Origin of the sequence: Terasakiispira papahanaumokuakeensis (assembly GCF_001709345.1) — a bacterium.
Classification (GTDB): Bacteria; Pseudomonadota; Gammaproteobacteria; order Pseudomonadales; family Halomonadaceae; genus Terasakiispira; species Terasakiispira papahanaumokuakeensis.
Genome location: NZ_MDTQ01000001.1, coordinates 3320769 through 3340330 on the forward strand (window position 1 = coordinate 3320769; position 19562 = coordinate 3340330).

Genomic DNA, 19562 nt, shown 5'->3' on the forward strand with positions numbered 1-19562 from the left:
AGCATAAACAGAGAAAAAGAGAACCCGGTAATAAGAACCGAGCAAACAAGGTTTATTCACCACAACTTAAATTGCTTGGGTTAGCCGCGCGGCGAACCCGGCCATTCGCGGACACCACCAAAGCAATTGGCGGGCGGGCTGAAAACCCGGTGCAGACCAAAACAGACGCCCCCAAATTCTGCCCCCAAGGTGGTGGCATTTGGATGCGCGAGCGGGTCATGCGAACGGGATAATGGCCCTGACCAAAACGCGCCAACACCTGATCGCGCTCATCCAACAGCAACCACTGATCGACCCCCTGATTACGCGGTGCACACTGCTGATCACCAGGTGATACCACGGGACATAAACTCAAACGCAGATTACGCAAAAGTGCCTGCTGACGCGCCTGTTGCAACATGGCTTCGACCGCGGGCAATGAGGCCGACTGACGCCAACGCGCTGACACTTGCTGCCAACCGGGCATGGCCACACTCAGCAAAACCCCAACAATGAACAAAGCCACCCACAACTCTAACAGCGTCCAGCCCGCCTGAAACCGTCTCGTCTGACCTCTCATCAAGGCCACCCAGCACAACGCACGGCCACAGAAGAACAAGCCGCTTGATAGTGATAACGCATACGTGCAAAGCTCGACGACGCATCGGATGACGCTTGCAAGGGGTCAGCTAAAGGCTCCGCATAGGCAATGCGCTGCCAGTAGCGAGTTAACCCCGTCGCTTGATCTTCCAAACGTAATGACACCAGGACCCACGGTTGGGTCTCATGGGTCAACAACAGCATCTGCAAACAACCGGTCACGGCCTCATCAACACCTGACCACGTCTGAGCCGTCAAGCGCTGACCATCACAAGGGGGCATCACGCCTTCAAGCCCAGGCACCACCCCAAGCCCAGTGGCATCGCCTGCTGCCAGCCAACGCATCGCCGGGTGCTGGCGATGCTCATAAGCCTTTTGATCATAAGGCCACACAATGTCATGTAGCCCCTGGGTCAGCACCACTTGAGCAGCACTTTCTAGTTGCTGGTAACGTCCTTGCAAAACGGTCACGGGGGTGGCCTGAATGATCTGAGACCACAAAGGCAGCAACATCCATAACATCAGCAGACTCGCCACCATCACCAAGGGCATAGCCCAACCCTGCTGAGATCTTGAGCAGCTTTTCATGACTCATCTCCGGCTTCCTGCCTATCGCGCCCTCCTCGGTGGCGCGACTTCATCCCTGCCATTCTTGGGCAGATCATTATGGCCCAGATCATATCAATCTCAACGAGCCTCAATCCACACAAAACAGACCGCATCAAACGCCGCCGATGAGGCTGATACCACCGTCATCCCGAGCATGCTAAGGTAGCCGCTGAATTTTCCCTACGCAGCGGAATATCAAGCACAGAGAGATCCGGGATTCAGGATCGTTCCGCTATATCAACGCAAGGATACAATGTGGACCATCGACAACTTCGTTTTCTTGTTGCCCTGGCCCAAGAACGCCATTTCGGCCGCGCCGCCACACGGGTGCACGTCACCCAGCCCACACTATCCGCGCGTCTCAAGCAACTTGAGGAAGAATTAGGGACCCCCCTTATTCGACGGGGACGGCGCTTCGAAGGATTCACACCAGAAGGCCAACGCGTTTTACGTCACGCCCGACGTATTCTGGCAGAGTTCGATGAGCTCTACGCCGAACTGGACCCCACCTCTGGACCCAGTGGCTGGCTGCAAATTGGCCTGGTGCCTTCAGCACTGGGCGAAGTGTCATCATGGGTGCCCAAGTTACGACAAGACTATCCAGCCCTGAAACTACGTTTACGTGAGTACACCACACTCGGGCTCATGCAAGCACTGAACGATGATGAAATCGATCTCGCCGTCGGCTATCTGGATGTCCCTGCGGCCGAACCTTTCGTCGCTCAACCGCTTTATACCGAACACTATATGGCCATGGCGGATCAGCAGGTCACTCTGCCTGCCCCGTTGCAATGGGCCGATCTCGCGCACTTTCCACTGTATATGTTAACGCCTGATATGCAGCACCACGCTTATATTCGAGCCCAACTCGAAAGTGTTGGCGTAGTCAGCGAATCAGTTGTTGAGGCCGATTCATTAGCTATATTGGCAACCCTGCTTCATTGCGGCAAAGCCGTCGCTGTCATGCCTGAACGCTTAATCTCAGCGCTGCCCCTTCAGGGCGTCCACTCTCACGCCCTGCCTCCGCTTGAACAAGCGGCCCGTGTCGGGCTGCTATGGAAGCGCAATGAACGCCAATCCGCTCGCTTACGCGCAGTCCTCAAACAATTTTCAGTGTTATAAGTGGGCCTCTGCACTCAGACTATCGATTCATTTTGATAGACAGCATCTATCATAAGATTACACCTATTCATTAGCCTGCAATCTTTAGCACGATTAAACTACCCCCATTATTTGATGTAAGTCATTACGTCCGTCAGTTTTAAATGACCGAGCTCAAACTCATCGTAGTCCAGCCTGTGACGAATACCATTGAGACCCACAACCTGAATCAAGAGCCTAATTCATGCACGATGTCCTGAGTGATTATGAGTGGGCCGCTGATGACGCCATCGACACCTTTACGGCGCCTTCAGAGCTGGTCATTACGCTCTCATTGAATCATCAACATTACGCGTCTGTCCTCGCCACCCCAGAAGATCTGGACGCTTGGGCCCTAGGCTTTGCCTTAAGCGAGGGACTCATCACCCGTGTTGAGCAGATTGAAGCCATCAATCAACAACAACAACGCTTTGGCATTCAACTCGACCTCACGCTCCCGCCCCATTTGCTGCAGCCGGCCCTGGAAAAGCGTCGAGTCGGTACCGCCACCAGCAGCTGCGGGCGCTGCGGTAGTGCTGACGAGCGATTGATGTTTGAAGGATTATTGCCCCTACCTCCTGCGGACCTACCGACCGGCAAAGACTGGCAACGCTTAATGTCAGCACTGGAAACACATAGCGAACGGGGTCTTCATATCGCGCTCGGCCTAGACCAGCAACAAACGCTGAGCTGGGGGCGTGATATTGGACGTCACAATGCACTCGATAAACTCATTGGCAAAGGGCTGCGCCAGCATCAAATGCCGCAAGCAGCACTCGTCTCCAGTCGCTGCAGCCTTGAACTCATTCAAAAAAGTGTCCGTGCCGGCATCAGCTGTCTCGGCACCCTTTCTTACCCCTCGACTCTCGCGATTGAAACCGCCCGCTTATGCGGACTCAACCTCGTATGCTGCCACCGCGGACGTCGCTTGCAGCTGTTGAGTCGAGGCCGAAAAAAGACCATTGCACCTGTTGCGCCTCATGCGAACGCACAGACAGAGGACAAGTCATCATGAATACCAAAGCACGCATCTATCAGTATAAAAGTGCTGCCGGAGGCTGGGGAGCACTCAAATCTGTGGGCAAACACCTGCTTCATAGCCAAGCGTCTCTCAGCAATATTCAATCATTACTGAAGATGAACCAGCCAGATGGTTTTGACTGTCCTGGGTGCGCTTGGGGGGACCCCGAACACGGCTCATCATTTGAGTTTTGCGAAAACGGTGTAAAAGCTGTCACCTGGGAAACCACCGCCAAACGCGTTAAGCCCGAGTTTTTCGAACGCTATAGCGTGACTGAAATGAAAAGCTGGGATGACTATCGTCTGGAAGACCAAGGACGCTTAACGGCCCCCATGCGCTACAACCCCAGCACCGATCATTACGAGCAGATCACCTGGGAAACCGCCTACGATATGATCGCCGATCATCTCAAAGCACTGGCAACGCCCGATGAAGCCCTCTTCTACACCTCCGGTAAGGCAGGCAATGAGTCCGCCTACGTCTTCCAACTGTTAGCGCGCCTGTATGGCACCAATAATCTTCCAGACTGTTCCAACATGTGCCACGAGGCCAGCGGCACCGCACTGATTGAAGCACTGGGCATTGGTAAAGGCAGTGTGCTACTGGAAGATTTCGAACAAGCTGATGCCATCTTCACTTTCGGCCATAACCCAGGTACCAACCATCCGCGTATGTTGGGGACTTTGCGTGAAGCCGCTGAACGCGGCTGCCAAATCGTGGCTTTCAATACGCTAAAAGAGCGCGGACTCGAACGCTTTTCAGACCCTCAACGTAAGCTAGAAATGCTGCACAAAGGTAGCGGCAATATCAGCTCAATGTATTTGCAGCCGAAACTGGGCGGCGATATGGCGGCCATTCGAGGCATGGCTAAAGTAGTCTTTGAACGCGAAGCGCGTGATGGCGGCATTCTTGACCATGACTTTATCAATACCTATACCGACGGTATGGAAGCTTATCGTGCACTCGTTGAAGCGACCTCGTGGGCATCGATTGAGGCACAATCCGGCTTATCCCAGGACGACCTGACGCAAGCGGCAGAAGTCTATATCCGCTCTAATGCCACGATTTGCTGCTGGGCGATGGGGCTAACACAGCATGAGCATTCAGTCATCATGCTAAGAGAAGTGGTGAACTTCTTGATGCTGCGAGGCAATATCGGCAAACCTGGCGCAGGCACCTGTCCAGTCCGCGGCCACTCCAATGTGCAAGGGGACCGGACCATGGGCATCAATGAAAAGCCCAAAGCCGCTTTCCTTGATGCGCTTGAAAAGCAATACGGCGTCCCGATGCCACGCGAACACGGTTATGACACCGTCAGTGCCATTCGTGCCATGCGTGATGGTAAAGCTAAAGTCTTTATCGGCCTGGCAGGCAACTTTGCTCGTGCAACCTCAGATTCTTATGTCTGTGAGCAAGCATTAGAAAGTTGCAACCTCACGGTCCACATCAGTACAAAACTGAATCGCAGTCATCTGACAACCGGCCGAGATGCATTGATCTTACCGTGCATTGGTCGCGTCGAAGTCGATGCCAAAGCCGACGGCTCCGCCCAGCTCATTACTGTCGAAGATTCCATGAGCATGGTGCATGGCTCTGCCGGTATTCATCCACCGGCCTCGACATTATTACGCAGTGAAATTGAAATTCTGACACAGGTAGCCGAGCGCTTGATCGGAAGCGAGCACGTCGATTGGGCGGCAATGCGCGCTGATTATGATGTCATCCGGGATCATGTCGCTCAGGTCATCCCGGGCTTTGATCGCTTCAATGAGCGCGTCCGTCAGCCTCGTGGGTTTTGGTTGGTCAATCCAGGGGCGCGCCGCAAGTTTCCGACAGATAATGGCAAAGCACATTTTAGTGCCGATCCCTTGCCCGCCCAGGTACTGCATCAGCAACTGTCTCAAAAAGAGGGCTGGCTGACATTACAAACCATGCGTAGCCACGATCAGTACAACACTACTATTTATGGCTATAACGACCGTTATCGGGGTGTCGAAGGGCAGCGCCGTGTCATATTTATCAATCGTGATGATCTTCAGCGCCTGAAATTCAAGGCGGGTGACTTTGTCGATCTCATCGGCGATGAAAGTGATGGCATTAGCCGGCGGGCAGAAGCCTTTCGCATCGTAGAATATGACACCCCAACAGGGTGTGCTGCAGCTTATTACCCCGAAACCAACCCTTTAATCCCGCTGGACAGCGTTGGGGTTAAAAGCAACACGCCCAACTCTAAGTCCGTGGCGATCCGCTTAGTCCCGAGTCAACGGTTAGTCTGATGACAACAGACAGCTCACCGGCTCTCTTGGCACAAGCTCAGGCGCTGATGAATCAGCGCCCAGAGCTGACGCCTTTAGAAGCCTTGTTACTGGCGGTCCTGATGGACCGCAGTGCAATCAATGAACGTCAGGATACTGGCCGCATCTCACGCCAGCTGGATGTAGAGCACGCCTTAGTCAGACGCGCAGCAGCGAGCTTAGAAGCCAAAGGCTGGCTGACCAGTACGAGCAAAAGCGGAAAAAGCCCTGGCTTAAAACTGATGCTAAAAGACTCACCCCCCGCCTAGTCTCAAGCAGGTGTTAGCGTCAAGCGGGTTCTAATCTAGAGGATTTCTATCTAAAAAGAGCTCTTGTCTAAAGAGAGCTCTAGTCTAAAGAAGGCCCGCCGGCTAAGTTCACAGTTTGGCGAATGGTCTCGCAGTAATGGCCGGCTTCAACCTCGACTTGTCGCATCAATAACTCCTGGTGCCCGGCAGGAAAAGCAGTAGACGCGCCTTTTGCGCAAGCCGTCACCGCAAAACGAACCGCCCGAACCCTCGTACCGGTCTGCCAGTTCAGTGACTCCGCTGTTTGCCACAAAGCGCTTCCTTTCGTTTGATATTGAAACTCAAGATGCCTAATACCCGCCACTTGAGGCCGGGTCGGCAGACTCCAATGGCATTCATCTGGACGGGTACAGGATAACTTCTGATAAAGCGTCAACCGTCGCTGACTATCACGCCGCAGATACCAAGCACTTCGCACGGGCTTAACCGGAGGCTGAAAGCGTAGACCATCGGCCCCCTGGGGCCAATAATGGCGCTGATTCAATTGAGCCACACTCACAGAGGGCCCCAGACTCAGTACCGGAATCGCGAGGGAAAGCCAGTCCTCTCCTGCTTGAGGCCTAATGGCCGATGCTGCAATGCCCGGTTCAGCTTCTTGAAGGCCACCCGCACTTCGTGTTTGAGCCCACACAATCGTCGAAGCTTGTTTCAGGTCTTCACGAATAAGCCAAGCGGCAAGCTGCACATTATCATGCACCTGTTGACGAACCTGCTGAATCTGAACGCCTCGCCCCACCAACTGCCAGCTCTGCACCAGCGCTAACACTAGAAGGCTACTGATCGCCAATCCTAGCAACATGCTGATCAGCGAGAATCCTGAGTGACGCAAGCGTCTCATGGTTGTACCCAGCGTGCCGTTAATGGCGGATGAGACAAAGACCACCGCAGCTCAAGCTGCCAGTAACCCGACTGCCAATGTGCTTGTGCGTGAAATGCTGAGCCCAATTGACGGCGAGCTTGAGCACACCATTGGGCCCAGTCGCTGGAGCCCTCATCTATAGGACAAGTACCGCGATAAATCGAAGGGGTACTCGACTGCTCAAGACGCGCCAAAAGATCAGCAATCGCCCAATGTGCCTGATCATAACGTTGGAGTTGTTGTTGCTGTCGGTAAGTGGCACCGAGCTGATCGACCATCACCAGCAAGAGGCCAGACAACACCATGAGCGAGAGCATCGCTTCCAACAAACCGATGCCCGACTGTCGAGAGAGAGGCCCTGCTAGCGCTTGAGCCGAGGTGTTGGTTAGTGTAGAGGCCCGCGCAAATGGCGCAATCTGACGCCGGTCAGCAATAACAACATCAGGTAGCTGAGCAAACCGCTGCCCACTAATATTAATAAATGCACAATCCTGTGCTCTAGGGTCCAACGCGTCCATTGCGAAACCTCAGGCATCAATCCATACAAAACAGCCAGCATACCTACCAGCGCCAACAACAGCTGTAATATAAAGCGGCCCCAACCAGGCTGACGTTTCAGCACACCCTCTCGGTGTAGACCCCATGCCAATAGGCCGGCATTCATAAAGGCAGACAAGGCGGTCGCTAGTGCTAACCCAGCATGCGCCAGCGGCCCAATCAATAATAAATTTAAAACCATATTGGCGATCATCGCCTTAATCGCCACCTTAACCGGCGTGCGCGTATCTTGACGCGCAAAATAGCCCGGAGCGAGCACCTTAATCAGCATAAATGCGAGCAGTCCCAATGCATAAGCCCGCAAGCTCATCGCTGCCATGGCAGTATCATGTGCGGTCATCGCACCGTACTGAAATAAGGTCGCCAACAAAGGCTCAGCCAGCAATATCAGCGCTACGGCAGCGGGAACGCCGACCAATATTACCATTCTCAGCGCCCAGTCCATCAACACCGCAAAGCGTTCTTGATCGGCACTGGCATGCTGGCGAGATAATGTTGGCAAAATAACGGTCCCGATCGCCACCCCGATAACCCCCAAAGGCAACTCCACCAAACGATCAGAGTAGTACAGCCAACCCACACTGCCATCGACCAGAAATGACGCCAAGACCGTATCAAGTAATAAATTGATCTGACTGACTGAGACTCCAAACAAGGCCGGCGTCATCAGCGTTAAAATGCGTCGAACCCCCTCATGCTGCCACACCAACTGCGGACGAGGTAGTAACCCGACCTGGGCCAAAAAAGGCAACTGTAAACTCAGCTGTGCAACCCCCGCAATCAGCACCCCCCAGGCCAATGCTACGGCGGGTTCACTGACATAAGGGGTAAGCCCCCAAGCCGCCGCGATCAGTGAAATATTCAACAATACAGGCGTAAACGCCGGTACCGCAAAACGATCTTTGGTATTTAAGATACTGCCCGAGAAAGCAGTTAATGAGATCAATAGCAGATAAGGGAAGGTCATCCGCAATAAATCAGCAGTCAGTGCCAGCTTATCAGGCGACTGAGAAAACCCCGGCGCAAAAAGCCAGACTAATAACGGCGCTCCCAGCATTGCCAACCCCGTCACCAGCGTCAACACAAGCCCCAGACAACCGGCAACAGCATTCACCAACCGCTGCACTTCTTGCTGTGTTTTTTGCTCGACATACTCAGATAACACAGGAACGAATGCCTGATTAAATGCGCCTTCAGCAAATAGCCGACGCAAAAAATTGGGGATTTTAAACGCAATAAAGAAGGCATCCGCAGCACCACCGGCACCGACCAAGGCGGCAATCACAATATCCCGCACGAGCCCCAGTACACGCGACAATAAAGTCATGGCACTGACAATCATGCCGGAACGAAGAATACTGCGTCGGGGTGTAGATTCAGACATGGAAAGCGTTCTGCCTTAGCGCTGCTTCAAGTTAGCGGCTTATCGTGAGCACATTCCCATAAAAGCGCTCATAACAAAAGTGTCGGGATTGGCACGAAGCAATCAATAGAAAACGATCAATAGAAAGCAATCAATAAGAAACAATCGATACAAAAACATTGGCACAAAAAAAGACCGACTCAAAGCCGGTCTTTTTTCATGACTACTTTCATGATGACACAGGATGGGCCTGCGTCAGCTCAAATCAGGCGCTTTTCAGGGCCTTGATGCGAGCATTCAGACGGCTCTTAGTACGGGCAGCCATGTTTTTGCTCACAATGTCTTTATCCGCAACACGGTCAAGTACACGTTGAGCTTCGCGGAATTCCGCCATGGACTTTTCCCAGTCACCGGTTTTGATCGCTGCCAGAACGCGCTTCAGGTGAGTACGCATTTTAGAACGCATCCCAGCGTTGTGCAGACGACGTTTTTCAGACTGGATCGCACGTTTTTTGGCTGATTTGATATTGGCCACGATAACTCCTTAGAGTCGTTCAAAGATCGTAATTAACGCGCCGACAATCCGTAGACTGAATCGGCGACGCGTGCAAAGTCCAGACGATTGCCGACAGACAGATAGACTGGATAGGCGGCGCATTTTACGCGCGACTGACGTCGCTGCCAAGCCTTTCTTGACCATAGAGCCCTTAAAAGCTCAACCATTAACCTTTAAACCGAGTATAAAGCCTGCGACCATTTTGAGTTGAAGCGCTATCGAGACAAGCGGGGCGCTATCAGGCTAGATCAATACAAAATTATCCCGGTGAATCAGCTCAGGGCTTTCCACATAGCCTAACAAAGCCTCAATTTGATGACTGGGGTGGCCCATTAGCTGGCGCGTATCCTCGGCATCATAGTTACACAGCCCTTTGCCAATCCGCTCACCGCTTTCATCCAGGCACTGCACCAGTTCACCACGACGAAAGTCACCTTCAACACGCTTGACACCAACCGGCAGCAAACTCTTACCCGCATCACGCAAGGCCCGTACAGCCCCCGCATCCAGCACCAAGGTGCCTTTCACTTGCAGGTGCCCGGCCAGCCAACGTTTTCGCGCCGTAATGGGCTCATGCTCGGGTAATAATAGGGTGCCCACCGGCTCTCCGGCCAAGGCCCGAGTTAACGCCTCATCTTCTCGCCCCCCCAGCACCAGCGTTGCCGCACCGGAGCGTGCCGCCAAACGCGCCGCACGTACTTTGGTCGCCATACCACCACGCCCCAACACGCCTCCGCCGCCAGCGACGGCGCGAATTTTGGGATCTTCCGCCAACGCCTCTTCAATGAGCTGGGCGTCTGGGTGATGGCGGGGATCAGCATCAAACAACCCCAGCTGGTCAGTCAGCAGAATTAACGTATCGGCTTCCAACAGGTTCGCCGCCAAAGCACCGAGCGTGTCATTATCGCCAAACCGAATTTCATCAGTGACGACAGTGTCATTTTCATTAATCACCGGAACAACACGCAGATCAAGCAATGTCCGAAGCGCACTGCGGGCATTGAGATAACGCTTGCGGTTCGATAAGTCATCATGCGTCAGCAGAATTTGTGCCGTTCGAATGCCATGTTGCTGGAAGGCATGTTCCCAAGTCTGTACTAATTCCATTTGCCCTACTGCGGCGGCGGCCTGAAGCTCATGAACATCACTCGGACGCTGACGCCACCCGAGCTGTGCCATACCGGCCGCGACAGAACCAGAAGACACCAGCACCACCTCAACACCCGCCTTCATCAAAGCCGCCATCTGGGTCGCCCACCCTTGTATGCGGGCGACATCCAAAGCTTCACCATCATTGGTCAGCAAGGCACTGCCAATTTTGACCACAAGACGTCGCGTCTGCTGCAAACGTTGGCGATGGTGGCTCGAAGACGTCATATTCATGTTGATATCCTTTAGGGCGCGTATTCCACTTCAACATCGTCGTCATCATCATCGTCAAAGTCATCTTCTTCGACCTGATGTTGACGCGCCTCACGGCGAGCCAGCCAAGCTTCTACTCGAGCGACTTCTTCCGCTTCAATTTGTTCGCGGATCTCACGCTCCGCTTCTGCCGCATCCGGGTTTTCGGCTTCTTCAAGACGCTGGGTTTCTAGCCAAGCCTGAATGTCTTGGCATAACTTCTGGGTACCTTCACCGGCAACCGCTGAAACTTGATAGACAGGCCCTTGCCAGCCCAGACGCTCAACAATATCCGCACAACGGGCTTCACGCTCATCATCCGGCAACATATCCAACTTATTCAAAACCAACCAACGCGGGCGTTGAGCCAATGCCATGCTGTATTGCGCCAGCTCGTGCTCAATCGACTCAACAACATCGACCGGATCACTCTCATCAAAGGGGGCGATATCGACGACCTGCAACAACAGGCGACAACGAGACAGATGACGCAAAAAGCGTAACCCAAGCCCTGCGCCCTCAGAAGCCCCTTCGATCAAGCCCGGAATATCCGCCATAACAAAATGCTGATACTCCCCGACTTTCACAACACCCAGGTTGGGCACCAATGTCGTAAAGGGGTAATTCGCCACTTTAGGTTTAGCGGCAGAAACAGAACGAATCATGGTCGACTTACCGGCATTGGGCATACCCAAGAGCCCAACATCCGCCATGACTTTCATTTCCAGATGCAAGCGGCGCTCTTCGCCTTCAGTCCCTGGCGTAGTGCGGCGCGGCGCACGGTTGGTTGAAGATTTGAAGTGTACATTACCCAGGCCACGACGCCCGCCTTGAGCAACACATAAACGCTGCCCCACTTCGGTAATATCACCCAACACTTCTAAGGTGTCTTCATCCATGACCGTTGTCCCCACCGGTACTTTCACTTCTAGGTCATCGGCCGCCTTGCCATAACACTGCTTACCCCGTCCAGGCTCACCATTTTGAGCCTGATACCGACGCTGGTAGCGGAAGTCGATCAGGGTGTTGAGTGATTCATCACCCACCAGCCAGACGCTGCCGCCATCGCCACCATCGCCGCCATCCGGGCCGCCTTTGGGAATATATTTTTCGCGGCGAAAACTGAGGCAACCATTGCCGCCTTTACCCGCGACTACGGTGATGCGTGCTTCATCAACGAACTGCATGATCTTCCGCTCCAGATACAAAAAGCCCCGCCGAGTGAGGCGGGGCCGGGGATCCTCAAAGCCTTGAATTAGGCCTCGACCACGCTCACAAAGCGACGGTTTTTTGGACCCTTGGTTTCGAACTTGATCACACCATCTTTCTTAGCGAAAAGCGTGTAATCTTTGCCTACACCAACGTTAGTGCCCGCATGAAACTTAGTGCCACGCTGACGAACGATGATGCTGCCGGCGCTGGCGGCTTGGCCACCAAACAGTTTCACGCCCAGGCGTTTACTTTCGGAATCGCGACCGTTACGCGTACTACCCGCTGCCTTTTTATGTGCCATGATGCATTACCTCTATAGCGTACTTTCCGGTAAAACAAAAACGTCAAAGAGTGACGTCTTAACCAGAAATACCAGTGATTTTGACTTCAGTGAACCACTGACGGTGGCCCTGACGCTTCATGTGGTGCTTACGACGACGGAACTTGATGATGTTCACTTTCTTCGCGCGACCGTGCTCAACCACTTCGGCGGTCACTTTAGCACCTTCAACAACCGGCGTACCGATCTTGACGGATTCACCTTCACCGACCAACAGGACTTCGTCGAAGTTGATCGTTTCGCCAGTCGCCACTTCCAGCTTCTCTAGCTTCAGTGTCTGGCCTTCTTCTACACGGTACTGCTTACCGCCACTTTTGATGACTGCGTACATCGTTCTCTCCGCTTGGACAACATTCGCCGTGATTGGACTGCTGCGTTCCTGGGCTACTTCAGCTCCGGCAAGGCCGGATGCAACCTGTGTTGAGAGGAGGCACTTTGGCAACCTTCGTGACAGGGAGCCACCTCGAACGCAGGAGGCGAAAGGACGTGCGATTTTACGTGATTGGCCTGACAGACTCAAGCCTTATGAGGCAAACTTTCCGGTGCGGCTTCCAACAAACTCATGATCTGCTTTTGCGCTGCCTCCAACAAGCCCTGGCGCTCATCATCATCAGCCATCAAACGGGCCATGGTCACCGCCCCGACCAATGATGCCAAAATGATGCGGGATCTTGCTCGTACCACCGATGCCGGCACTTCTGAATATTTACGCAATCGGTGTAATGCAATCAGCCGTGTTTCGACCATTTTTTGCAGCTGGTCATAAGCACTTTGAAACAGCCGCCGAACTCGATCGTTATCATTGCCGATCTCATTGAACAATACGTTCTCAGGCCCGGGTAGGTTCGGCGCTTCCCCTTGGCGTAAATTCCAGCAACTGGAGGCCAGCGCGATCAAATGCTGAACAGACAAAGGCCCCTTCACCAACCGGGGACGCTGGCGATCCTGCAATGTATCCAAGAAACACGCTGAATAAAGCGCCTCTTTTGACTCAAAATGGGCATAAAAAGCCCCATGGGTCATTTGCGCTTCACGCATCACCTGAGTAATTGACACACGTTCGAAGCCATGGCGAAAAAACAGCCGGCGTGCAGCACTGAGAATCCGAGCTCGAGATCGAGCCTTCCGGGTAGTTGGATAAGACATATGACTCTGCGTCTCCCTGGTTACGACGCGTTTTTATTGTATAACGCTCAAACCTCACACTCACAATATTATCTTGATCATATCGTTTCCAGCGCTAGGGTGGGCGGATATCAACCTGAGTCTGGAGACACAGCAATGACTTCGTCTGCAATGGACCCCACCACGATGAACCCTGACACCATTGTCATCACAGGTATGGGCATGGTCAGCCCCCTGGCGGCAGGCGTCAAGCCCAGCTGGGATCGCCTCATCAACGGAGTCTCAGGGATTCGCTTGATTGATCGATTCGACACCACCGAAGCCCCTATTGCCATTGCTGGACAAGTGCCCTCCATTGAAGAAGACCCCGAAGCCGGGTTCAACCCTGAAGACGTGATCAATAGCAAGGAACGCAAAAAACTCGATCTTTTCACATTATACGCGTTAGCGGCTGCACAAGAAGCCCTTCAGCAAGCAGGTTGGCACCCCACGACTCAGGCTGAGCAAGAAGCCACCGCCACGTTAATCGGCACGGGCATTGGCGGTTTTCCGACCATTACGCAAGCTCAGAAAACATTGGACAGTCGCGGGCACCGGCGCTTATCACCCTTTACCGTTCCGGCGTTCCTGGCCAATCTAGCGGCAGGCCAAGTGTCAATTCGCTATGGCTTCAAAGGCCCGATGGGATGCCCGGTGACCGCCTGCGCAGCGGGCGTTCAAGCCATTGGTGACGGTATGCGCATGATTCGTTCAGGCGAGGCTGATGTCGCCTTGGTCGGCGGAACAGAGGGCTGCATTGATCCCCTTTCACTGGCCAGCTTCAATGCCATGAAGGCCCTCTCTCCTGAGCGCGAGCACCCCGAAGCAGCTTCAAGGCCTTTTGATACGCAACGCAATGGCTTTGTGATGGGTGAAGGCGCAGGCCTACTGGTGATTGAAACCCTGGCCCACGCACAAGCACGCGGCGCTCGACCACTCGCGGTATTAAGTGGCTACGGCACCAGTGCGGATGCCCATCATATTACCGCCGGCCCAGAAGATGGCGCTGGAGCCGCCGCGGCGATTCGCCGAGCACTAAAAATGGCCCAGCTGACGCCAGCCGACATTGATCACATTAATGCTCACGCAACGTCAACGCCAGTCGGCGATAATGCAGAAGTGGCCTCATTGCGTAATGCACTGGGTGATGATCTGAAGCACATTCCGATCAGCGCCACCAAAGGATCAACCGGCCACCTACTCGGTGCCGCTGGCGGCATCGAAAGCATTTTTTCCGCTTTAAGCGTGATGGAAGGCTGTATGCCGCCGAATCGTAACTTGGTTCAAGCCGATGACCACTTACAAGACCTGACGTTTGTTGGGCAACAATCTGAACACAAACCGCTACAACATGTATTGTGTAATGGGTTTGGGTTTGGCGGGGTTAATGCTGCTCTGATTATCAGCCGATTAAGCTAAGCCCTCTCAGGGGCCCATTCATTCGGCAAGAGCGACCTGATACGGCTGAGCCACAAGTGGGGCTCAGCCGCCGACCCGCCTTGACCCCGTCCCGTCAAGGCACATAAAACGCATATAAAAGGAAAGTAAGCCGACAGCATCGTGGAACTTCGCATCGCGAATAGCGTCATGATCAAGTTAGCATAGGCAGGTTGCACGCTCGATCGCCGCACGACGGCCCCATCAGCTCAACTCGCTTATTTCACGCAGATCGACCCGCCGGAGCTTTCATGAAAGTTGTTATTCGCTACTTCTTCCGCACGTTACGCCTGATCCTAACTCCGTTCATGCTTATCAGTGAACGCCTAACGCGCCCCACGGCCATGACCCGAGAGGCCAACGCTCAAGCCCAGGTGGATCAGCAATGTCAGCAGCTGGCGCTGTATCAATTTAAAAGCTGCCCTTTCTGCATCAAGGTGCGCAAACAAATCCATCGCCTTGCACTACCCATTGAACTCAGAGATGCCCAACACAACAGCGAACACAGGCAAACACTGGCGCAAGAAGGCGGCAAGGTAAAAGTCCCCTGCCTACGCATTCAACACGATGATGGCCATACGCAATGGCTCTATGAGTCAGATCAGATCAACGCTTGGCTAGAACAGCGCTTTGCCTGATCTCATATGTTAGCGAGTTCACCCTTTGCTGACGGGACTTCATGCCGTCAGCAAAGATCAGCCCCTCTTCAACGGCTGAGCAAGCTCAGATAGCTGATATACACCATCAAACAACCAATCGGTAATGCATGCCACCAGTAAACAGCGCCACTAAACTGATGCCGATAACCATAAATTAAGATCAAAATCACCAGCGCGCTGAGTACAGGAAAAGCAAAAATCGCGGCGCTGAATAAACGATCTTGAAAAGGCGAAAGCGTTGTCGCATTGGCCACCCCAGCCCCCGCAAAAACAGCCAACATCGCCCCCCAGAACCCCCAACCAATTTGGAACAAAATACTCAGTATCAACCCGGTCAACGACATCATAGGTCTCGCCCTTTATCCTCTATCATCGTGAACTCATCAATAGCGCATGGCGCGCTTCATCAGAAAACATCCGGCCATGAATTAGCCCGGCAATACACCGCCGAGCCAGGCGATGTAAAAGACATAAGCGGCAATCGCCACGACCGGCAAAGCATGCCAGCTGTATGCGCGCCTAGAATGCTGACGCTGATAGCTTAAAATCAAACCACCTAGCGCAATAAAACTAAACAAAGGCAACAAAAACGCGATTTTGATCAGGGGCGCCGTTTGCGACTCCAGCAAATGCCCTGAGCGCGCCAACCGAGAAACAAAAAACACCGCGCCTGCGGTACCGAAGTAACTCAATACAATCTGTATTGCGATACCAAACACTGTCGCCGCTCGCGTCACGCTCTGCTTCAACATATTTACTCACACCCTATGGATATACCGCTTGTATTCTCTAGAGGCCCTTCAACACAACCAACGCCTCACGGATAACCGGTCCGCATTATAAAGAGATTGTCATTCAGATGATGCCTTTTTGGGTCCGCCGATAAAAAACTGACATTTATCTCCCTCGATCAGTGCTTCGTTGCTTGACACCCCGGCAGCGCCTCCCTAGCATGCTGTAGCCCGCCATTTGCCTGATTTGTGAGTGCATGCAGTGACCTCGACTTCAGTTCACGATGTAGTAAAAGATGATTTTCTCGCCGTTGATCGTGTCATCCGCGATGAACTCAGCTCCAATGTCCCTTTGGTTGAAAAAATCGGGGATTACATCATCAGTAGTGGGGGCAAGCGCCTACGCCCACTGCTCACCCTGCTGGCCGCTCGTAGCCTCGGCTACTCAGGGGAACGCCATCATCGGCTTGCAGCACTGATCGAGTTCATGCACACCTCCACACTGCTGCACGATGACGTCGTGGATGAATCGACCCTGCGACGAGGACGACCCACCGCCAACACTCAATGGAGCAATGCCTCCTGTGTCCTGGTCGGTGACTTTCTCTACTCCCGATCATTTGAAATGATGGTCAAAGTCGGTTCCATGCGCATTATGGAAGTGCTCTCCCATGCGACCTGTGTCATTGCTGAAGGCGAGGTCATGCAACTGACCAACGTCCGCAACCCTCGCGTGACCGAGACGCAGTACATGGACGTCATCCATGGTAAAACCGCCATGCTATTTGAAGCCGCCTCTCACAGTGGCGCTATTCTGGCAGAAGCAAGCCCCGAAGCCGAAGAAGCATTGCGTGAGTACGGTTGCCAGCTGGGGCTCGCTTTTCAATTGATTGACGACCTGCTGGACTATGAAGGTGATGCTGAGACTATGGGGAAAAATGTGGGCGATGACCTTGCTGAAGGCAAACCCACACTACCGCTGATTCAAGCCATGGCGGTCGGCACCGAAGCCCAGGCCAAAGTGATCCGCCAAGCCATCCGTCAAGGTGGGCTGGATCAACTGAGTGAGGTGATGACAATCATTCAAGAAACACAAGCCTTGAGCTACACCCGAAACAAGGCCATCGCCTGTGCTCGCCAGGCTCAGGCACAACTGCACCATTTGCCATCAGGCCCTTGCCGACAAGCCCTTCACGACCTGGCCGAGCTGGCGATATCACGGCGAACATGAGATACCTGGCCGCCGACCGGCCCAATATTATAAAATATTAATATTCAACAAAAAGTGATGTCAGCAAACGCCAGGATGCTAGAGAAAAGCATGCAATCCGTGTATAACTTAAAAGCATGACTACCGCGTCTTAAGTCATTAGCTTGATGAATTCAGCCTGCGAGATCCGATGCACCCTGTGACTACTGTGCTGCCCCTCGACAGTTCCGTCCTTGCCAGTCTCGTTGAACAAACGACCGACATGGTGATGATTACGGACCTCGATGGCTATATCGTTTACGTCAACCACGCCTGGGAAGTCGGTACTGGCCACCGACAGAATCAGGTTTTGGGTAAAACCCCCGCATTGCTCCGCTCTGACCAGCATGATCAGCACTTTTACCGTCGACTCTGGAACAGCCTAAACCAGGGCCGTGATTTTCATGATATTTTTATCAATCGACGCGCTGACGGCACTTTATTCTACGAAGAGAAAACGCTGATTGCTCTGCGTGACTCAGAGAACAACATCACTCACTACGCCAGCATCGGTAATAGCATTACTCAGGATCAAAGCACGCAAGAACGCTTGGTCTGGTTAATGCATCATGACCCAGTCACCGGCTTACCCAATCGCACCATGATGTTGAGCCAGCTCGATGAAGAAGTGGCAAGGGCCAAACACCATCAACATCAATTGGCCGTCATCTGTTTAGACCTGGACCGCTTCAAAACACTGAATGATAGCCTTGGCCCCAAATTGGGTGATGAGCTACTCCATCAAGTCGCCTGTCGCTTGCAAGAAATGTTGCCAGAGAATGCCATGCTGGCCCGTAATAGCAGTGACGAATTTATCGCCATCTTTCCCTCGATTCGCAACACTCGAACACTGGCCTATACCGCCCATAAGTTACTCCACGAACTGGAGCGCCCTTTTCTCCTGGGTGATCGAGAGAGCTATATCAGCGCCAGCATGGGGATTTCGATTTACCCAGATGATGGCCATAAAGCAGACCAAATTCTGCGCAATGTTGATGCCGCAATGCATCGCGCTAAAAAATCAGGCGGTCAGCAATATCATTTCTATACCGAAGACATGATGTATGCGGCCCATGACCGCTTTAAACTAGAGAACCAGCTTCGCCAGGCCTTACTCCATAAAGAGTTTTATCTTGAGTACCAGCCCCGTATTGCGATGAGTGATGGCAGTTTGCGGAGTGTTGAAGCCCTCTTGAGATGGAAAAACCCTGAAGGCATTCCGGTCTCACCCGCAGAATTTATTCCCATGCTGGAAGACATGGGGCTCATTACGTCGGTCGGCGAATGGGTCTTACTCACCGCCTGTCGTCAACTGACCCAATGGCATAGCATGGACCTGCCGCCGTTCAGAGTCTCCGTTAATTTATCGGCCAAACAGTTTCAGCAAAGCAACCTGACGGAAGTAGTCGCGAAAAGTCTCAGCCATGCCAAGTTAGAGGCTCAATGGCTTGAGCTTGAGATTACCGAAAGTCTCATGATTGAAAACTTCCATCAAAGCCTGGAAGCCTTGCAAGAGCTACGCGAAATGGGCGTCAGCCTCGCGCTGGATGACTTTGGTGCAGGTTACTCCTCATTAGGCTATCTCAAACACTTGCCAATCCAAACGCTCAAAATTGATCGAGGCTTTATCACTGACTTGGTCTATGACCCTGCGGATGTCGCCATTGTGCAGGCGGTCACCGGCATGGCACACCGAATGGGCATTTCAGTGACAGCCGAAGGGGTCGAAACCTCAGAACAACTCGCCCTGCTCGCAGAACTGGGCTGTGAAGAAGGCCAAGGCTTTTATATGGGGCGGCCAATGGCGGCTGAAGCCTTGGTTGAGTGGCTCACCCAGCCACAAACATTCCGCCAACAATTAACGTCTAAAGCGATATAACGTAGGGTTTTAAATACAAAAAGCTTGCATAAAACCAAAACGCCTATATAATACGCGCCACATATACGGAGTATAGCTCAGCTTGGTAGAGCGCTGTCTTCGGGAGGCAGAGGTCGCAGGTTCGAATCCTGCTACTCCGACCAAAGAATAATCAATCAGGAAGTCATCGCGCTAGCGAGGGCTTCCTGATTGCGTCTTATGCT

General features: G+C 53.1%; 21 protein-coding genes and 1 tRNA gene. 9 read left to right on the forward strand and 13 right to left on the reverse strand.

Going from position 1 to position 19562, the window contains the following annotated elements:
* Positions 1-52: 52 nt before the first annotated feature.
* Together BFW38_RS14415 and BFW38_RS14420 are read right to left on the reverse strand one after the other, a co-directional pair.
* Positions 53-559: a pilus assembly FimT family protein gene (locus BFW38_RS14415; RefSeq protein ID WP_068999527.1), complete on the reverse strand. Its 507-nt coding sequence runs from the start codon at positions 557-559 to the stop codon at positions 53-55.
* Positions 559-1167 carry a hypothetical protein gene (locus tag BFW38_RS14420; protein WP_139116639.1) on the reverse strand — a complete coding sequence of 203 codons (609 nt, stop codon included), beginning with the start codon at positions 1165-1167 and terminating at the stop codon, positions 559-561. The genes BFW38_RS14415 and BFW38_RS14420 overlap by 1 nt, the downstream gene beginning before the upstream one ends.
* A gap of 276 nt (positions 1168-1443) precedes the next feature.
* Between BFW38_RS14420 and BFW38_RS14425 the strand changes: the two genes are divergently transcribed.
* The 4 genes from BFW38_RS14425 (at position 1444) to BFW38_RS14440 (ending at position 5912) form a co-directional block, all read left to right on the forward strand.
* On the forward strand, positions 1444-2310 hold the full coding sequence (locus tag BFW38_RS14425) for a LysR family transcriptional regulator (RefSeq protein ID WP_068999529.1): 867 nt from the start codon (positions 1444-1446) through the stop codon (positions 2308-2310).
* Positions 2311-2533: 223 nt separating this feature from the next.
* A complete protein-coding gene (locus tag BFW38_RS14430) occupies positions 2534-3343 on the forward strand; it encodes a formate dehydrogenase accessory sulfurtransferase FdhD (RefSeq protein WP_068999530.1) in 810 nt (269 codons plus the stop codon).
* Positions 3340-5625, forward strand: coding sequence for an FdhF/YdeP family oxidoreductase (locus BFW38_RS14435; RefSeq protein ID WP_068999531.1), 2286 nt, complete (start codon positions 3340-3342; stop codon positions 5623-5625). The genes BFW38_RS14430 and BFW38_RS14435 overlap by 4 nt, the downstream gene beginning before the upstream one ends.
* The gene (locus BFW38_RS14440; protein WP_068999532.1) at positions 5625-5912 is read left to right on the forward strand and encodes a MarR family transcriptional regulator; all 288 of its coding nucleotides are present in this window, start codon (positions 5625-5627) and stop codon (positions 5910-5912) included. Before BFW38_RS14435 ends, BFW38_RS14440 begins: the two co-directional genes overlap by 1 nt.
* Positions 5913-5991: 79 nt before the next feature.
* On the opposite strand, the gene BFW38_RS14445 is transcribed toward BFW38_RS14440, so the two are convergent.
* From BFW38_RS14445 to BFW38_RS14485, 9 genes are all read right to left on the reverse strand, one after another.
* Positions 5992-6789, reverse strand: a complete 798-nt coding sequence (locus BFW38_RS14445) for a PilW family protein (protein ID WP_139116640.1) — start codon at positions 6787-6789, stop codon at positions 5992-5994.
* Positions 6786-7139, reverse strand: coding sequence for a hypothetical protein (locus BFW38_RS17990; RefSeq protein WP_175400990.1), 354 nt, complete (start codon positions 7137-7139; stop codon positions 6786-6788). The genes BFW38_RS14445 and BFW38_RS17990 overlap by 4 nt, the downstream gene beginning before the upstream one ends.
* A 56-nt stretch (positions 7140-7195) precedes the next feature.
* Complete coding sequence (murJ, locus tag BFW38_RS14455) at positions 7196-8752, reverse strand: murein biosynthesis integral membrane protein MurJ (protein WP_068999535.1); 1557 nt, start codon at positions 8750-8752, stop codon at positions 7196-7198.
* Between the two features lie 244 nt (positions 8753-8996).
* Positions 8997-9266 carry a 30S ribosomal protein S20 gene (rpsT, locus tag BFW38_RS14460; protein WP_068999536.1) on the reverse strand — a complete coding sequence of 90 codons (270 nt, stop codon included), beginning with the start codon at positions 9264-9266 and terminating at the stop codon, positions 8997-8999.
* Between the two features lie 264 nt (positions 9267-9530).
* Complete coding sequence (gene proB, locus BFW38_RS14465) at positions 9531-10670, reverse strand: glutamate 5-kinase (RefSeq protein ID WP_068999537.1); 1140 nt, start codon at positions 10668-10670, stop codon at positions 9531-9533.
* 11 nt (positions 10671-10681) lie between these two features.
* The gene (gene cgtA, locus BFW38_RS14470) at positions 10682-11875 is read right to left on the reverse strand and encodes an Obg family GTPase CgtA (protein ID WP_068999538.1); all 1194 of its coding nucleotides are present in this window, start codon (positions 11873-11875) and stop codon (positions 10682-10684) included.
* A 68-nt stretch (positions 11876-11943) separates the two neighbouring features.
* Positions 11944-12201, reverse strand: a complete 258-nt coding sequence (gene rpmA / locus BFW38_RS14475) for a 50S ribosomal protein L27 (protein ID WP_068999539.1) — start codon at positions 12199-12201, stop codon at positions 11944-11946.
* Positions 12202-12259: 58 nt separating this feature from the next.
* A complete protein-coding gene (rplU, locus tag BFW38_RS14480; protein WP_068999540.1) occupies positions 12260-12571 on the reverse strand; it encodes a 50S ribosomal protein L21 in 312 nt (103 codons plus the stop codon).
* Positions 12572-12756: 185 nt separating this feature from the next.
* Positions 12757-13386 (reverse strand): TetR/AcrR family transcriptional regulator, encoded by a 630-nt coding sequence (locus BFW38_RS14485; RefSeq protein ID WP_068999541.1) that lies wholly within the window; start codon positions 13384-13386, stop codon positions 12757-12759.
* Between the two features lie 135 nt (positions 13387-13521).
* On the opposite strand from BFW38_RS14485, the gene fabF reads away from it, so the two are divergent.
* Together fabF and BFW38_RS14495 are read left to right on the forward strand one after the other, a co-directional pair.
* Positions 13522-14823 (forward strand): beta-ketoacyl-ACP synthase II, encoded by a 1302-nt coding sequence (fabF, locus tag BFW38_RS14490; protein ID WP_245686171.1) that lies wholly within the window; start codon positions 13522-13524, stop codon positions 14821-14823.
* 269 nt (positions 14824-15092) lie between these two features.
* Positions 15093-15479 (forward strand): glutaredoxin family protein, encoded by a 387-nt coding sequence (locus tag BFW38_RS14495; RefSeq protein ID WP_068999542.1) that lies wholly within the window; start codon positions 15093-15095, stop codon positions 15477-15479.
* A 68-nt stretch (positions 15480-15547) separates the two neighbouring features.
* Here BFW38_RS14495 and BFW38_RS14500 read toward each other — a convergent pair whose 3' ends face one another.
* Together BFW38_RS14500 and BFW38_RS14505 are read right to left on the reverse strand one after the other, a co-directional pair.
* The gene (locus BFW38_RS14500; protein ID WP_068999543.1) at positions 15548-15847 is read right to left on the reverse strand and encodes a hypothetical protein; all 300 of its coding nucleotides are present in this window, start codon (positions 15845-15847) and stop codon (positions 15548-15550) included.
* An 81-nt stretch (positions 15848-15928) separates the two neighbouring features.
* A complete protein-coding gene (locus BFW38_RS14505) occupies positions 15929-16252 on the reverse strand; it encodes a hypothetical protein (protein ID WP_068999544.1) in 324 nt (107 codons plus the stop codon).
* A gap of 241 nt (positions 16253-16493) precedes the next feature.
* On the opposite strand from BFW38_RS14505, the gene BFW38_RS14510 reads away from it, so the two are divergent.
* From BFW38_RS14510 to BFW38_RS14520, 3 genes are all read left to right on the forward strand, one after another.
* Positions 16494-17462 (forward strand): polyprenyl synthetase family protein, encoded by a 969-nt coding sequence (locus tag BFW38_RS14510; RefSeq protein WP_245686172.1) that lies wholly within the window; start codon positions 16494-16496, stop codon positions 17460-17462.
* A 169-nt stretch (positions 17463-17631) separates the two neighbouring features.
* Positions 17632-19359 (forward strand): putative bifunctional diguanylate cyclase/phosphodiesterase, encoded by a 1728-nt coding sequence (locus BFW38_RS14515; protein ID WP_068999546.1) that lies wholly within the window; start codon positions 17632-17634, stop codon positions 19357-19359.
* A 66-nt stretch (positions 19360-19425) separates the two neighbouring features.
* A tRNA-Pro gene (locus tag BFW38_RS14520) sits at positions 19426-19502 on the forward strand.
* Positions 19503-19562 lie beyond the last annotated feature (60 nt).

Bases quoted from the DNA above. Each gene is read 5' to 3' on its own strand.
- BFW38_RS14415 (WP_068999527.1), bottom strand. From the start codon at position 559: ATGAGAGGTCAGACGAGACGGTTTCAGGCGGGCTGGACGCTGTTAGAG.
- BFW38_RS14420 (WP_139116639.1), bottom strand. From the start codon at position 1,167: ATGAAAAGCTGCTCAAGATCTCAGCAGGGTTGGGCTATGCCCTTGGTG.
- BFW38_RS14430 (WP_068999530.1), top strand. From the start codon at position 2,534: ATGCACGATGTCCTGAGTGATTATGAGTGGGCCGCTGATGACGCCATC.
- BFW38_RS14435 (WP_068999531.1), top strand. From the start codon at position 3,340: ATGAATACCAAAGCACGCATCTATCAGTATAAAAGTGCTGCCGGAGGC.
- BFW38_RS14440 (WP_068999532.1), top strand. From the start codon at position 5,625: ATGACAACAGACAGCTCACCGGCTCTCTTGGCACAAGCTCAGGCGCTG.
- BFW38_RS14445 (WP_139116640.1), bottom strand. From the start codon at position 6,789: ATGAGACGCTTGCGTCACTCAGGATTCTCGCTGATCAGCATGTTGCTA.
- murJ (WP_068999535.1), bottom strand. From the start codon at position 8,752: ATGTCTGAATCTACACCCCGACGCAGTATTCTTCGTTCCGGCATGATT.
- proB (WP_068999537.1), bottom strand. From the start codon at position 10,670: ATGAATATGACGTCTTCGAGCCACCATCGCCAACGTTTGCAGCAGACG.
- cgtA (WP_068999538.1), bottom strand. From the start codon at position 11,875: ATGCAGTTCGTTGATGAAGCACGCATCACCGTAGTCGCGGGTAAAGGC.
- rpmA (WP_068999539.1), bottom strand. From the start codon at position 12,201: ATGGCACATAAAAAGGCAGCGGGTAGTACGCGTAACGGTCGCGATTCC.
- rplU (WP_068999540.1), bottom strand. From the start codon at position 12,571: ATGTACGCAGTCATCAAAAGTGGCGGTAAGCAGTACCGTGTAGAAGAA.
- BFW38_RS14485 (WP_068999541.1), bottom strand. From the start codon at position 13,386: ATGTCTTATCCAACTACCCGGAAGGCTCGATCTCGAGCTCGGATTCTC.
- fabF (WP_245686171.1), top strand. From the start codon at position 13,522: ATGACTTCGTCTGCAATGGACCCCACCACGATGAACCCTGACACCATT.
- BFW38_RS14495 (WP_068999542.1), top strand. From the start codon at position 15,093: ATGAAAGTTGTTATTCGCTACTTCTTCCGCACGTTACGCCTGATCCTA.
- BFW38_RS14500 (WP_068999543.1), bottom strand. From the start codon at position 15,847: ATGATGTCGTTGACCGGGTTGATACTGAGTATTTTGTTCCAAATTGGT.
- BFW38_RS14505 (WP_068999544.1), bottom strand. From the start codon at position 16,252: ATGTTGAAGCAGAGCGTGACGCGAGCGGCGACAGTGTTTGGTATCGCA.
- BFW38_RS14515 (WP_068999546.1), top strand. From the start codon at position 17,632: ATGCACCCTGTGACTACTGTGCTGCCCCTCGACAGTTCCGTCCTTGCC.